The sequence below is a fragment of the Streptomyces iranensis genome (assembly GCF_017874715.1).
GTDB lineage: Bacteria > Actinomycetota > Actinomycetes > Streptomycetales > Streptomycetaceae > Streptomyces > Streptomyces iranensis.
In genome coordinates this window covers 252,563-265,899 of sequence record NZ_JAGGLR010000016.1, presented here as the reverse complement: position 1 = coordinate 265,899, position 13,337 = coordinate 252,563, and the positions used below count along the sequence as shown (strand labels likewise).

Here is a 13,337-nt window from a genome sequence, read left to right as displayed (position 1 = left end):
TCGCCCAGCGGTCGTCCCGGGAGCCTGTCCGACCCGCTGGTTACGCTGATCGGGAGTGCGGCCGAACACCGCGGCCGCGCCCGACGCACGACAGACACAGCGCGCACAGGGGAGCGAGACGTGGCGGTACGAGCGGTCCGCGGGGCCGTCCAGCTGGACCGGGACGAGCCGGAGCACATGCATGAGCGGGTCTCCGCGCTGCTGACCGTCATCCTGGAGCGGAACACCCTCGATCCCGACGACCTGATCAGCGTGTGGTTCACGGCCACCCCCGATCTGCACAGCGACTTCCCGGCGGCCGCCGCCCGCAAGCTGGGCATCACCGACGTACCGCTGATCTGCGCCCAGGAACTGGACATACAAGGGGCCATGCCCCGCGTCGTCCGCATCCTGGCGCATGTCGAGACCTCCCTGTCCAAGTCCGACGTCGCCCATGTCTACCTGGGCGCCGCCGGCGCCCTCCGCAAGGACATCGCCCAATGAGAACCGCCCTCGTCATCGGCACCGGCCTGATCGGCACCTCCGCCGCGCTGGCCCTGGCCGGCCGTGGCGTCCAGGTGCACCTCGCCGACCACGACGAGGCCCAGGCCCGGACCGCCGAGGCGCGCGGCGCCGGGACTCAGGGCCAGCCCGAGGGCCCCGTGGACCTGGCGATCGTCGCCGTGCCCCCGGCGTACGTGGCGGCGACGGTGGCCGATGTACTGCGCCGCGGCCTGGCCCGCGGCGTCCTGGACGTCGCGAGCGTCAAGGGCGGCCCGCGCCGTGAGCTGGAGGCCCTGGGCTGCGATCTGACCCGCTACATCGGCACGCATCCGATGGCGGGCCGGGAGCGCTCCGGGCCGCTGGCCGCCACCGCCGACCTCTTCGAGGGGCGGCCCTGGGTGCTCACGCCCACCGGCGGCACCGACACCGAGGTGCTCAACCTCGCGCTCGAGCTGGTCGCGCTGTGCCGGGCGGTGCCCGTGGTGATGGAGGACGAGGCCCACGACCGGGCGGTGGCGCTCGTCTCGCACACCCCCCACCTGCTGTCCAGCATGGTCGCCGCGCGGCTCCAGGACGCCGATGAGACGGCGGTGCGGCTGTGCGGGCAGGGCATCCGCGACGTCACCCGGATCGCGGCCTCCGACCCCGCCATGTGGATCGACATCCTGTCCGCCAATCCCGGCCCGGTGGCCGATGTGCTCGCCGCCGTCGCCGCCGACCTGGACGAGACGGTGCGGGCGCTGCGCGCGCTCCAGTCCGCCGACGAGGGCAAGCGCGGCGGCGGCGCGGCCGGGATCGAGGACGTGCTGCGCCGGGGCAACGCCGGGCGCGAGCGGGTGCCGGGCAAGCACGGCGCCGCGTCGGCCGTCTATGAGACCGTGACGGTGCTCATCGGCGACCAGCCGGGCGAGCTGGCCCGGATCTTCGCCGACGCGGGCCGGGCGGGTGTCAACATCGAGGACGTCCGGATCGAGCACGCCACCGGTCAGCAGGCCGGTCTGATCCAGCTGGTGGTCGAGCCCTCGGCGGCCCCGGGGCTCACCCGGGCCCTGAAGGAGCGGGGATGGTCCATCCGGCAGTAGCGGCGGAGCGGTCCGCCCCCGGCCCCGGGGCCGTCCCCCAGCGGTGCGAAGCCGCCCGGAGGAAGCCAGTAACCTTGTCCGAGGCTCACATGGCCCGTTCAACTCAGCCCCGTGCACACGAAAGGTGTCTGTCACCGTGGAAACCGCCGCCCGGACCGCCCCGGCCGCAGTGATTGTCGCGATCGACGGCCCCGCAGGCACGGGCAAGTCCAGTACCTCGAAGGCCGTCGCCGCCAAGCTGGGCCTGGGCTACCTGGACACCGGCGCCCAGTACCGGGCGATCACCTGGTGGATGGTGGCCAACGGCATCGACGTCGACGACGCCGTGGCCGTGGCCGACGCCGCGGGCAAGCCCGCCATCGTCTCCGGCACCGACCCGGCCAACCCGACGATCACCGTCGACGGCACCGATGTCTCCGGGCCGATCCGCACCCAGGAGGTCACCTCGCGGGTCAGCGCGGTCAGCGCGGTGCCCGAGGTGCGGACCGTGATCACCGAGCTGCAGCGGACCATCGCCGCCGAGGCGCCGCGCGGCATCGTGGTCGAGGGCCGGGACATCGGCACCACGGTCCTCCCGGACGCCGACCTCAAGATCTTCCTGACCGCCTCCCCGGAGGTCAGGGCGGCCCGCCGCAGCGGTGAGCTGAAGGGCAAGGAGGCCGGCGACCTGGCCGCCACCCAGGCCGCGCTGGCCAAGCGGGACGCCCTGGACTCCGGCCGCAAGACCTCGCCGCTTGCCAAGGCGGACGACGCGGTCGAGGTGGACACCTCCGAGCTCACCCTCGACCAGGTCATCGAGTGCGTGGTCACCCTCGTCGAGGAGAAGCGGACGGCCGCGTGAGCACCACCGACGGGACACTTCCCAGCGCGGCCGGGGCCGCCGTGGGGCGGCGGATCGGCATCGGTCTGATGTACGGGCTGTGGCGGCCGCGGGTGCTGGGCGGGTGGCGGATCCCGTCCGCCGGGCCCGTCATCCTCGCGGGGAACCACTCCCACAACATCGACGGCCCGATGCTGATCGGCACCTCGCCGCGGCCGGTGCACTTCCTGGTCAAGAAGGAGGCGTTCATCGGCCCGCTGGACCCGTTCCTGCGCGGTATCGGGCAGCTGAAGGTGGACCGTACGAGCGCCGACCGCACCGCGATCGGCCAGGCTCTGGGGGTGCTGGAGCGCGGCGGGGTGCTGGGGATCTTCCCGGAGGGCACCCGCGGCGACGGCGACTTCGCCTCGCTGCGCTCGGGGCTCGCGTACTTCGCGGTGCGCTCCGGCGCGCCGATCGTGCCGGTGGCGGTGTTGGGCACCGCCACCCCGCGCGACGACGGCCGGTCCAGGCCGCTGCCCCGGCTGCGCGGCAGGATCGACGTGGTGTTCGGCGACCCCTTCGAGGCGGGGGACCGCAGCGGCAGGCGGACGCGGGCGGCCCTGGACCAGGCCACCGAGCGCATCCAGAAGCGGCTGGGCACGCATCTGGGCACCGCCAGGCGGCTGACCGGCCGACCGGATCAGACATAGACCCGCGCACCGCCAGGGGCGGTGCGCGGTACTGAGGGACGACGAGGAAATCTTCATGAACGACCAGATCCACAGCGGCGGCGACGAGCACGGGGAGCTTGGCGACGCCGAGTACGCGGAGTTCATGGAGCTCGCCGCGCAAGAGGGCTTCGACCCGGCGGAGGTCGAGGGCGACCTTGCCGCGGCGGGGCATGGCCCGCTGCCGGTGCTGGCCGTCGTCGGCCGCCCCAACGTCGGCAAGTCCACCCTGGTGAACCGGATCCTCGGCCGCCGGGAGGCGGTCGTGGAGGACCGCCCCGGCGTCACCCGTGACCGGGTGACCTACGAGGCGGAGTGGTCCGGCCGCCGCTTCAAGGTGGTCGACACCGGCGGCTGGGAGCAGGACGTGCTCGGCATCGACGCGTCCGTGGCCGCCCAGGCCGAGTTCGCGATCGAGGCCGCCGACGCGGTGGTCTTCGTGGTGGACGCCACCGTGGGCGCCACCGACACCGACGAGGCTGTGGTCAAGCTGCTGCGCCGGGCCGGAAAGCCTGTAGTGCTGTGCGCCAACAAGGTCGACGGGCCCAGCGCCGAGGCCGATGCCGCGATGCTGTGGTCGCTGGGGCTCGGCGAGCCGTACGCGGTCTCCGCGCTGCACGGCCGCGGCACCGGCGACATGCTCGACGCGGTCCTGGAGGCGCTGCCCGAGGCCCCGGCCCAGACCTTCGGGGCGACGATCGGCGGACCGCGCCGGATCGCCCTGATCGGCCGTCCGAACGTGGGCAAGTCCTCGCTGCTCAACAAGGTCGCGGGCGAGGAGCGGGTGGTCGTCAACGAGGTGGCGGGCACCACCCGCGACCCGGTCGACGAGATGATCGAACTCGGCGGCATCACCTGGAAGTTCGTCGACACCGCCGGTATCCGCCGCCGGGTCCACCTCCAGGAGGGCGCCGACTACTACGCCTCGCTGCGCACCGCGGCCGCCGTGGAGAAGGCGGAGGTCGCGGTCGTGCTGATCGACGCCAGCGAGTCCATCAGCGTCCAGGACCAGCGGATCATCTCCATGGCCGTCGAGGCCGGGCGCGCGCTCGTCATCGCCTACAACAAGTGGGACACCCTGGACGAGGAGCGCCGCTACTACCTCGAGCGCGAGATCGAGACGGAGCTGGTGCAGATCCAGTGGGCGCCGCGGGTCAATGTCTCGGCCCGCACCGGCCGCCATATGGAGAAGCTGGTCCCGGCGATCGAGACGGCGCTGGCCGGCTGGGAGACCCGCGTCCCGACCGGGCGGCTCAACTCCTTCCTCGGCGAGATCGTCGCCTCCCATCCGCATCCGATCCGGGGCGGCAAGCAGCCGCGGATCCTCTTCGGGACGCAGGCCGGGACCCGGCCGCCGCGGTTCGTGCTCTTCGCCTCGGGCTTCCTGGAGGCGGGCTACCGCCGCTTCATCGAGCGGCGGCTGCGCGAGGAGTTCGGCTTCGAGGGGACGCCGCTGCAGATCTCGGTGCGGGTGCGCGAGAAGCGCGGCCGCAAGAGGTAGCAGGGGTGCGGAGCGCCCCCCGGCCGTGCGACGGATCGGGGGCGCGGCCGTGCGACGGAGCGGGGGCGCGGCCGTGAGAAGTAGCGATAGCGCGGCCGAAAGGCAGAGCGGGGATGCGGTCGCGGGACATGGCGGCGGCCGCGCCGGGGGGCTCACGCCGCCCCGGCCCCCGGCACCGCGTCAGTAGGTGTGCCCCGGCTCCTCGCCCCGGCCGGGCGGGAGCGCGGGGAGATAACCGCGGTAGTACAGCTCGTCGGTGTGCCAGGCCCCGCTGTGGTCGTCCGGGCGGCCGTAGCCGCTGACGAGGCCCCGGGGCTGGCCGATGGCGGCGAACGCCACGAACTCCATGTTCTCCTCGTCCGAGCGGTCACCGGGCAGCGCCCGGAACAGCCTGCGGTACTCCGCGTACAACGCGTCGTAGATCGGCGTGGCGGAGTGGCGCCAGGGATCGTGCGCTGCCTCCAGCGCGGGGCGCATGGCCGGAATGCAGCCGTATGAGGGGGAACGGTAGGAGAGGTCGTATGCGTGCACGTATGTGCCAACGACCCGGCCGCCCGTCGGATGCGGCATCGGCGGCGAATGGGCTGTCCACCAAGGATCGGTGAGGTCCGGGGGCAGGCCCGGGGCGGCGGCCATGGCGGTCATGTGCCCGCGAGCGGCATCGAGGCGCCGACCAGGGCGCCGCGCGCGGCGGCCCGGTCCAGCGCCGCGCGCAGTTGGTCCTCGCGCGGCTGGGTGCCGATCGTGCCCGCGGCCGCGGCGTAGACCAGCACCTTCTGGGAGCGGCCGACGGCGCTGCGCCAGCCCTCGCTCAGCGGCATCGGGCTGTGCGCCTGCCACCAGGCCACCGGGCCGCCGCCGCCCGGCGCCGGCATCAGCACCGCGTGCAGCCGTCCCATGGCCAGCAGCACCGACCAGCCGGGGTTGGGCGCGGGCGGCCGGCCCAGATCGACCACCGGGGCGAACCCCTGCTCGCTGAGGAGCTGGAGGAATTCATCGCCGTGGCCGATCGAACCGGGGCGGATGATCGGCGCGGTCGGCTCCACCACCAGCGCCGCGCACGCCTCCTGACCGACCAGCACCACCCCGCTGGTCACACCGAGCACCGCCTGCTGCGGCACCGGCGCGTCCCCGGACGGGGCCGGGGCGTGCGCCACGGCGACGGGCGACACCGATGACGGGACCGGGGCGGGCGACGGTGCCGGGGCCGGTGCCGGGGCCGCCGGGCCGGGGAAGTACGACGTGGAAGCGTGCGCCGCGGCCGCTACGGGCGGCGCGTGGGACGCCTCGGCGGCCTGCGGCGCGCTGTCCTCACCCGTGATGGACCGCACCGCACCGCGCAACTGGTCCTCCGAGACCGGGACGACCTGGGAGGGCACGCAGGTGGCGTGCGCGAAGGCCAGCACCGCCGTCTCCTGCCCCACGAAGAGCACGGTGCTGGTCCGCTCCTGCTCGGTGTTGCCGGGGGTGCGGCAGGACGTGCAGTCGTAAGCGCCCGGGGCGTTGTCCCCGGCGAGCAGCCGGTCGGCTTCTTCGTCGCCGATCTCGGCGCGTACGTCATCGCTGACGTCGAGCATGCGCGGCACGGGTGGCTCCTCGGTCTCGGTGGGTGGGCCGAGTGGTTCCCGGCTCATACGTAGACAACGGGCCATGCGGGGCGTGGGTCACGCGCCCGGCCACCCCGCGGTCTGATGCACCGTCGGGCCGAAAAGTTCCCCCGACTCCCTACCGATTTCACATCTGTTGGGGCACAAGAAGATGATGAAACCCAACCCTGTGCCACTTTTCATGGTCTTACATCGTGGTAGGCGGACGACACACCCGTCCGCGGGGAAGCAGTGGGATACGGGGCCGGATGCACATCTCTTTCCTTATTCACAACGCGTACGGGATCGGCGGGACGATCCGGACCACGTACAACCTCGCCCGCTCCCTGGGGGAGCAGCACGATGTGGAGATCGTGTCGGTCTTCCGCCACCGCGACCAGCCGATCTTCGACCCCGGCCCGCGGGTGCGGCTCAGCCATCTCGTGGACCTCCGCAAGAGCAGCCCGTCCTACGACGGCGGCGACCCTGACCACGGTCGCCCGGCGGAGGTCTTCCCCGTGACCGAGGGCCGCTACAAGCAGTACAGCGCGCTCACCGACCGCCGTATCGCGGATCATCTGCGCTCGCTCGAGGCCGATATCGTTGTCGGAACCCGGCCCGGACTCAATGTCCACATCGCCCGGGAGGCCCGCCGCGGTCCGGTACGGGTCGGCCAGGAGCATCTGACGCTCAGCACCCACTCCAACGGACTGAAGCGGGCCCTGCGCGCCGTCTACCCCCGGCTGGACGCGGTGACCACCGTGACCGAGGCAGACGCCCGGACCTACCGCGGCCAGATGCGGCTGCCCGGCGTGCGGGTCGAGGCGGTTCCCAACAGTGTGCCCGCGCCCGGTCTCGACCCCGCCGACGGCACCGGCAAGTGGGTGGTCGCGGCCGGCCGGCTGGCCCCGGTGAAACGCTACGACCTGCTGATACACGCCTTCGCGAAGGTCAGCGAGGCCCGCCCCGACTGGCGGCTGCGGATCTACGGCGGCGGCGTCCAGCACGCCAAGCTGCGCACCCTCATCGACAAGCTCGGCCTCTACAACAACGTCTTCCTGATGGGCCCGGCCAATCCGCTCGACCCCGAGTGGGCCAAGGGCTCCATAGCCGCAGTCACCTCCAGCCTGGAGTCGTTCGGCATGACCATCGTGGAGGCCATGCGCTGCGGCCTTCCCGTGGTGTCCACCGACTGCCCGCACGGGCCCGCCGAGATCATCGACAACGGTGTGGACGGCCGTCTCGTCCCCACCGGCGACACCGACGCCATCGCCGCCGCGCTGCTCGACCTCATCAACAACGACGAGCTGCGCCAGCAGATGGGGCAGGCCGCGTTGAAGGACTCGGCCCGCTTCGACCCCTCGCGGGTGGCCGGGCGCTACGAGACGCTGTTCTCCGAGCTGATCGGCCGCGGCGGCCTGCGGGGTTCCCTGCACCGCGCCCGCGGCTCCCTGATCGGCGGCGCGTTCGCCGCCAAGGACTCCCTGCGGAAGGTGCGTGTCGCATGAGTGCACCAGCACAGACAACGCAGCACGTCGAGGAGGACAGAATGAGTGAGCCCGCCGAGGCCGCCCCCGCCCGCGCCGACTGCGTGGCGGACTCCGCCGGTGGGCTCACCTTCCACATCGCCGACTGGGCCCGCCCGGCCCCGGGCGGCCACGACGACTGGAGCGGTGCGCTGGTGCTGGTCCGCCGGGGCGGGAGGGACGGCCCCGACGGGGAGGTGCGGCTGCCGCTGGGCCCCACCGCGGACGGCGGGCTCCAGGCCGCACTGCCCAGCACCGTCGCCCTGCCCGAGGGCCGCTGGGACGTCCATGTGGCGTACCGGGACGCCGAGCCGTGGCGGCTCGCCCCGGGCCTGAACGATCTGCGCTCGCTCGTGGACCGCCGTCCTGGGCCGAGCACCTCCCCGCTGTCCGTCCGCATCCCGTACGCCACCAAGCACGGCAACCTCTCGCTGCGCAGCTGGCGGCGGGCGCCCCACGCCGAGGCCGGGGAGATCCGGCTGGAGGACGACACGATGGCGGTGCGGGGGCGGCTCCACCGTGTCGCGTACCCGTCCGAGTGGCTGGCCGACGCGGTGGTCGAGGCCCGCTGCCGCGGGGGCGAGGCCCCGGTGCGCACGGCACCGCTGGAGGTGGAGGGCCCGGACTTCTCCTTCACGCTCTCCTACGCCGAGCTCGCGCGGACCTGGGGCGGCGGCGCGGACGTCTGGGACCTGTGGCTGCGCCCGGCGGACCGGACCATGGCCCCGGCGCGGCTCGCCCGGATCCTGGACGATGTCGCGGACAAGAAGGAGATCTTCACCTATCCGCCGCGCGCGGTGGCCGGTGGGCGCGGGGAGGCACTGGCCCGGCCGTACTACACCCGGGACAACGATCTCGCGGTGCGGATCGAGGCGCTCGTCTGAGCCCGGGATCCTGAGAGCGAACCGAGGACAGCCTTGAGGACCAGGGCTGTCCTCGATCGGTGGCAGACTCGGCCGCATGCTGGAGACCTCGGCCCGACTGCTCCGCCTGCTCTCCCTGCTGCAGGCCCACCGCGAATGGTCCGGCGCGGACCTCGCCGACCGGCTCGGGGTCACCCCGCGCACCGTGCGCCGCGATGTCGACCGGCTGCGCGAGCTCGGCTACCCCGTGCACTCCGCGCCGGGCACCGGCGGTGGCTATCAGCTGGGCGCGGGTGCACAGCTGCCGCCGCTGCTGCTGGACGACGAGGAGGCGGTGGCGGTCGCGGTGCGGCTGCGCCAGGCGACCGGCGGCGGGGTCGAGGGCATAGCGGAGACCTCGGTGCGGGCCCTGGCCAAGCTGGAGCAGGTGCTGCCGGACCGGCTGCGCCGCCGGGTGGGCGCGCTGACCGCTTTCACCGTGCCGCTGTCCGGCTGGAGCGGCGGCCCCGGGGTGGATCCCGGGGTGCTGACCGAGCTGGCCGCCGCCTGCCGGGACTGCCATCAGCTGCGCTTCGAGTACCGCGACCACGGCGGTGCGGTCACCCGCCGCACCGCCGAACCGCACCGGCTGGTCGCCGCGCAGCGCCGCTGGTACCTGGTCGCCTGGGATGTGGAACGGGCCGACTGGCGTACGTACCGCGTCGACCGGATCACCCCGACCCCGCCGCACGGCCCCCGCTTCACCCCGCGCCGCCCGCCCGCCGACGACATCGCCGCCTATGTGGCCCAGGGCATCACCACCTCCGTCTACGCCCAGCGGGCCACCGTGCTGCTGCGGGTGCCCGCCGAGCGGGCGGCCGAGCGTTTCACGCCCACGGTGGGGGTGCTGGAGGCCGTGGACGAGCACAGCTGTCTGCTGCACACCGGTGCCCACAGCCTCGATGCGCTGGTGGTTCATATCGCGCTGAGCGGTTTCGACTTCGAGGTGCGCGAGCCGGTGGAGCTGAACGACCACATCCGGGAGCTCAGGAATCGGTTGGATCGGGCCCTGGGCTGATGGGCTGAGAGCCCCGCGGTTTCGGCCGCCGGTCCTTCTCCCGCGTCAGGCTCGCCACCTCGGGATGGTTCAGATCGAAGGCCGGCGATTCGGAGCGGATCCGGGGGAGCGTGGTGAAGTTGTGCCGGGGTGGGGGACAGGAGGTCGCCCACTCCAGGGAGCGGCCGTACCCCCAGGGGTCGTCGACCTCCACCTTCTCGCCGTACTTGGCCGTCTTCCAGACGTTGTGGAGGAACGGCAGGGTCGACATGCCCAGCAGGAAGGAGCCGATCGTGGAGATGGTGTTGAGCGCGGTGAAGCCGTCCGCCGCCAGATAGTCGGCGTAGCGGCGCGGCATCCCCTCCACGCCCAGCCAGTGCTGCACCAGGAAGGTGGTGTGGAAGCCGGTGAACAGCGTCCAGAAGTGGATCTTGGCCAGCCGCTCGTCCAGCAGCTTCCCGGTGAACTTGGGCCACCAGAAGTAGAACCCCGCGAACATCGCGAAGACGACCGTCCCGAAGACCACGTAGTGGAAGTGGCCCACGACGAAGTAGGTGTCCGTGACATGGAAGTCCAGCGGTGGCGAGGCCAGGATGACGCCGGTGAGCCCCCCGAAGAGGAAGCTCACCAGGAACCCGACCGCCCACAGCATCGGCGCCTCCAGGGACACCGAGCCGCCCAGCATGGTGCCGATCCAGTTGAAGAACTTCACCCCGGTCGGCACCGCGATCAGAAACGACATCAGGGAGAAGAAGGGCAGCAGAACCGATCCGGTGGCGAACATGTGATGCGCCCAGACGACCATCGACAGCCCGGTGATGGCCATGGTCGCGCCGATCAGCGTCACATAGCCGAAGATCGGCTTGCGCGAGAAGACCGGGATGATCTCGCTGATGATGCCGAAGAACGGCAGCGCGATGATGTAGACCTCGGGATGGCCGAAGAACCAGAAGAGGTGCTGCCACAGCAGCGGCCCGCCGTACTGGGGGTCGAAGACCACCGACCCGAACCGCCGGTCCGCCTCCAGCGCCAGCAGCGCCGCCGCCAGTACCGGGAACGCCATCAGGATCATGATCGAGGTGAAGAGGGTGTTCCAGGTGAAGATCGGCATCCGGAACATCGTCATGCCCGGCGCGCGCATCGCCATGATGGTGGTCAGGAAGTTCACCGCGCCCAGGATCGTCCCGAACCCCGACAGCGCCAGCCCCATGATCCACATATCGGCGCCGATACCGGGGGAGCGGATCGGGCTGTTGAGCGGGGCATAGGCGGTCCAGCCGAAGTCCGCGGCGCCCCCCGGCACCAGCAGACCGGCCACCACGATCAGCCCGCCGAACAGATACAGCCAGTACGACAGCATGTTGAGACGCGGGAAGGCCACATCGGGCGCCCCGATCTGCAGCGGCATGATCTCGTTGGCGAACCCCGCGAACGCCGGGGTCGCGAACAGCAGCAGCATGATCGTGCCATGCAGGGTGAACGCCTGGTTGAACTCCTCCTGCGAGACGATCTGGAGGCCCGGACGGGCCAGCTCGGCGCGCATCACCAGCGCCAGCACGCCGCCGACCAGGAAGAAGCCGAACGACGAGATCAGATACAGATGCCCGATCTTCTTGTGGTCGGTGGTGGTGAGCCAGTCCACCAGCACGCTGCCCTGCCGCGTCTCCCATACCGGACCGGCGCCCCGCGCGGTCTCTGTCGCCATCGGGACTCCTCCGTGTCCTGGGCGGGTAACGCCATGATCGCCCGGTGGGCGGCCTGATCCGGGGAGCTGCCCCGAGCGTCACTCCCTCGGGGACAGGAGCGGACCGAGTGGCCCAAGGTCCAGATTGAGATCGGAGGGCGCGATGCCGTAGCGGTCGCAGAGCGTGCCCATCCGGTCCTCCAGGAGCATCAGCGTCAGCCCGATCCGCTCCTCCTGGTCCTCCGTCAGATCACCCTGGTCCACCCGGCGCAGCGCCTGCCGCTCCATGAGCTGGCGCAGCAGCTCCACGACGGTGAGCACCAGCTTCATCAGATCGCGTTCGACGGTGTCCTGGTCCAGCTCCAGCTTGCGGCTCACGGTTCCTCCCAGGGGGACGGCACATTGGCGTTGACCGAGCTGATGAGCGCGCGCAGATCGATGCGGACCAGATCGACGTCGGCGATCCGCAGGGTCAGATCACCGGTGATCACCACGCCGCCCGCCAGCAGCCGGTCCAGCACGTCCACCAGGGCGATCTGCTGATGGGCCAGGGGGCCCTCGGGGGCCATCGTCATCCGTCCGCCCCCGCGCTCCCGGTCTCCCCTTCCGCGCCGGAGGTCTCGTCCATGGCGGTGAAGGAGTACGGCGCCCAGGGGCCGGTCAGCTCCACCCGCAGCGCGGGCGTCCGCCCGGCCAGCTCACCGACCCGCTCGGCGAAGTCGGCGCTGTCCTCGCGCCGCACCAGATACGCGGCGTTCAGCACATTGCGGTCGGAGATCCCCGACAGCCGGGGATCCTGCGGTGGATGCAGCCGGGACTGCTCGGCCAGCCCGCCGAGGGTGTCGTGCACCAGCCGCGCGCCCTCCTCCGTATCGCCCCAGCGCTGCTCGGCGGCCTGCCGCTGGGCCTTGCGGCGGCGCAGATAGTCGCGGCCGGACATGGCGCCCGGGGTGCTCGGGGCGTCCGGGACGTCCGGGGTGCTCGGGGCGTCCGCGGCGTTCGCGGTCCCGGCGGGCGGCTGCTCGGCGGCGGGCTGTGTGGCATAGGCCTTGACGCCCCATTCGACCCGGCCCTCCAGCCGGTCCAGCGCCGAGGCGAACCGCTCCCGCCCGGTGGCGAGCATCCGCCGCAGCCCCTCGTCGCCGTGGCACACGGTGGCCAGCCGGACCGGTATGACACAGGACTCGGCACCGGCAGTGTCGACCACCCGCTGATGGGCTCGGGCCATCTTCTCCAGCCAGGCCATGTCCTCCAGCCGCTCCCGCAGCGAGCCCTCGCCGTAGTCCTCGGCCGGTACGGCGCTCGCCAGCACGGCGAGCCCCAGATGGCGTACGGCGTACACCGATTCGTCCGCGACGCCCGTCACCCCCTCCAGGGCGGTGAGGGCGTCCAGGGCGGCCTCCGGCGCACCGGTGTCGCGCACGACCGCGTAGGCGTACCGCAGTCCGTCGGTCATTCGGGGGTCTCCCGGTTCTCCCCGCTGGTCACCTCGGCGTCCTCGCGGCTGTCCCGGCCGGTGACCTCGGCCTTCTCGCCGCCGTTCACCCCGGTCCGGGCGCGCGACGAGAGCGAGGGGTCGTGCTCCCACCAGTCGATGCCCATCTCCTTCGCCTTGTCGACCGAGGCCACGATCAGCCGCAGCTTGATCGTGAGAAGTTCGATGTCGAGCAGATTGATGCGGATATCGCCCGCGATCACCACGCCCTTGTCGAGCACCCGCTCCAGGATGTCGGCGAGGTTCGCCCCGCCCTCACCCCGTCCGGCCAGGCCGTACGATCCCGAGGAGCCAAGCGACGACGCCGGTGAGCCATAGGCGCCGGCCGTCGGGGCCACACCGCCCCGGGTGGTCACAGAGTCCCGTTCGCCCACTGGTGCGCCTCCTCCAACCGGTCGAGCAGCACGTCCTCCTGCCGCTCGAACTCCTTCTCGTCGATCACGCCCTGGTCGAGCTGGGTCTCCAGCTCGGCCAGGGCGCGCTGGATGTTGGCCGGGTCGTAGTACTCCCGCTCCGCCGCGGCGACGACCTGTCTCAGCACCCAGCCGATC

The 13,337-nt window shown here is 72.2% G+C and carries 16 protein-coding genes; 8 read left to right on the top strand and 8 right to left on the bottom strand.

All coding sequences use genetic code 11. The features are described from left to right. The first annotated feature begins 120 nt into the window (after positions 1-120). The 5 genes from aroH to der all read left to right on the top strand — a co-directional run bounded on the left by aroH (position 121) and on the right by der (position 4,596). Complete coding sequence (aroH, locus tag J2Z30_RS28705; RefSeq protein ID WP_044577506.1) at positions 121-483, top strand: chorismate mutase; 363 nt, start codon at positions 121-123, stop codon at positions 481-483. Then, positions 480-1,565 carry a prephenate dehydrogenase gene (locus tag J2Z30_RS28700; RefSeq protein ID WP_044577507.1) on the top strand — a complete coding sequence of 362 codons (1,086 nt, stop codon included), beginning with the start codon at positions 480-482 and terminating at the stop codon, positions 1,563-1,565. Before aroH ends, J2Z30_RS28700 begins: the two co-directional genes overlap by 4 nt. Positions 1,566-1,701: 136 nt before the next feature. After that, on the top strand, positions 1,702-2,406 hold the full coding sequence (cmk, locus tag J2Z30_RS28695) for a (d)CMP kinase (protein ID WP_044577508.1): 705 nt from the start codon (positions 1,702-1,704) through the stop codon (positions 2,404-2,406). Beyond that, on the top strand, positions 2,364-3,077 hold the full coding sequence (locus tag J2Z30_RS28690; RefSeq protein WP_372453320.1) for a lysophospholipid acyltransferase family protein: 714 nt from the start codon (positions 2,364-2,366) through the stop codon (positions 3,075-3,077). The genes cmk and J2Z30_RS28690 overlap by 43 nt, the downstream gene beginning before the upstream one ends. Before the next feature lie 55 nt (positions 3,078-3,132). After that, the gene (gene der, locus J2Z30_RS28685; protein WP_044577516.1) at positions 3,133-4,596 is read left to right on the top strand and encodes a ribosome biogenesis GTPase Der; all 1,464 of its coding nucleotides are present in this window, start codon (positions 3,133-3,135) and stop codon (positions 4,594-4,596) included. 180 nt (positions 4,597-4,776) lie between these two features. On the opposite strand, the gene J2Z30_RS28680 is transcribed toward der, so the two are convergent. Together J2Z30_RS28680 and J2Z30_RS28675 are read right to left on the bottom strand one after the other, a co-directional pair. Then, positions 4,777-5,073, bottom strand: coding sequence for a hypothetical protein (locus tag J2Z30_RS28680; protein WP_308280100.1), 297 nt, complete (start codon positions 5,071-5,073; stop codon positions 4,777-4,779). Positions 5,074-5,237: 164 nt separating this feature from the next. Continuing rightward, positions 5,238-6,182, bottom strand: a complete 945-nt coding sequence (locus J2Z30_RS28675) for a DUF8842 C-terminal domain-containing protein (RefSeq protein ID WP_078956974.1) — start codon at positions 6,180-6,182, stop codon at positions 5,238-5,240. A 269-nt stretch (positions 6,183-6,451) separates the two neighbouring features. On the opposite strand from J2Z30_RS28675, the gene J2Z30_RS28670 reads away from it, so the two are divergent. The 3 genes from J2Z30_RS28670 (at position 6,452) to J2Z30_RS28660 (ending at position 9,628) form a co-directional block, all read left to right on the top strand. Next, positions 6,452-7,690, top strand: coding sequence for a glycosyltransferase family 4 protein (locus J2Z30_RS28670; RefSeq protein WP_044577522.1), 1,239 nt, complete (start codon positions 6,452-6,454; stop codon positions 7,688-7,690). A gap of 41 nt (positions 7,691-7,731) precedes the next feature. Then, positions 7,732-8,592 (top strand): hypothetical protein, encoded by an 861-nt coding sequence (locus J2Z30_RS28665; RefSeq protein WP_044577524.1) that lies wholly within the window; start codon positions 7,732-7,734, stop codon positions 8,590-8,592. Between the two features lie 76 nt (positions 8,593-8,668). Then, positions 8,669-9,628 (top strand): helix-turn-helix transcriptional regulator, encoded by a 960-nt coding sequence (locus tag J2Z30_RS28660; protein ID WP_044577526.1) that lies wholly within the window; start codon positions 8,669-8,671, stop codon positions 9,626-9,628. On the opposite strand, the gene ctaD is transcribed toward J2Z30_RS28660, so the two are convergent. From ctaD to J2Z30_RS28630, 6 genes are all read right to left on the bottom strand, one after another. Then, the gene (gene ctaD / locus J2Z30_RS28655) at positions 9,597-11,312 is read right to left on the bottom strand and encodes an aa3-type cytochrome oxidase subunit I (RefSeq protein ID WP_044577528.1); all 1,716 of its coding nucleotides are present in this window, start codon (positions 11,310-11,312) and stop codon (positions 9,597-9,599) included. The two genes, J2Z30_RS28660 and ctaD, sit on opposite strands and share 32 nt — an antisense overlap. Before the next feature lie 78 nt (positions 11,313-11,390). Further along, positions 11,391-11,669 carry a gas vesicle protein K gene (locus tag J2Z30_RS28650; RefSeq protein WP_044577531.1) on the bottom strand — a complete coding sequence of 93 codons (279 nt, stop codon included), beginning with the start codon at positions 11,667-11,669 and terminating at the stop codon, positions 11,391-11,393. Beyond that, positions 11,666-11,866, bottom strand: coding sequence for a gas vesicle protein (locus tag J2Z30_RS28645; protein ID WP_014059691.1), 201 nt, complete (start codon positions 11,864-11,866; stop codon positions 11,666-11,668). Before J2Z30_RS28645 ends, J2Z30_RS28650 begins: the two co-directional genes overlap by 4 nt. After that, positions 11,863-12,747, bottom strand: a complete 885-nt coding sequence (locus J2Z30_RS28640; protein WP_052701646.1) for a GvpL/GvpF family gas vesicle protein — start codon at positions 12,745-12,747, stop codon at positions 11,863-11,865. Before J2Z30_RS28640 ends, J2Z30_RS28645 begins: the two co-directional genes overlap by 4 nt. Beyond that, complete coding sequence (locus J2Z30_RS28635; protein WP_044582119.1) at positions 12,744-13,058, bottom strand: gas vesicle protein; 315 nt, start codon at positions 13,056-13,058, stop codon at positions 12,744-12,746. Before J2Z30_RS28635 ends, J2Z30_RS28640 begins: the two co-directional genes overlap by 4 nt. An 80-nt stretch (positions 13,059-13,138) precedes the next feature. Then, positions 13,139-13,327, bottom strand: coding sequence for a gas vesicle protein GvpG (locus J2Z30_RS28630; protein ID WP_372453319.1), 189 nt, complete (start codon positions 13,325-13,327; stop codon positions 13,139-13,141). Positions 13,328-13,337: the final 10 nt, after the last annotated feature.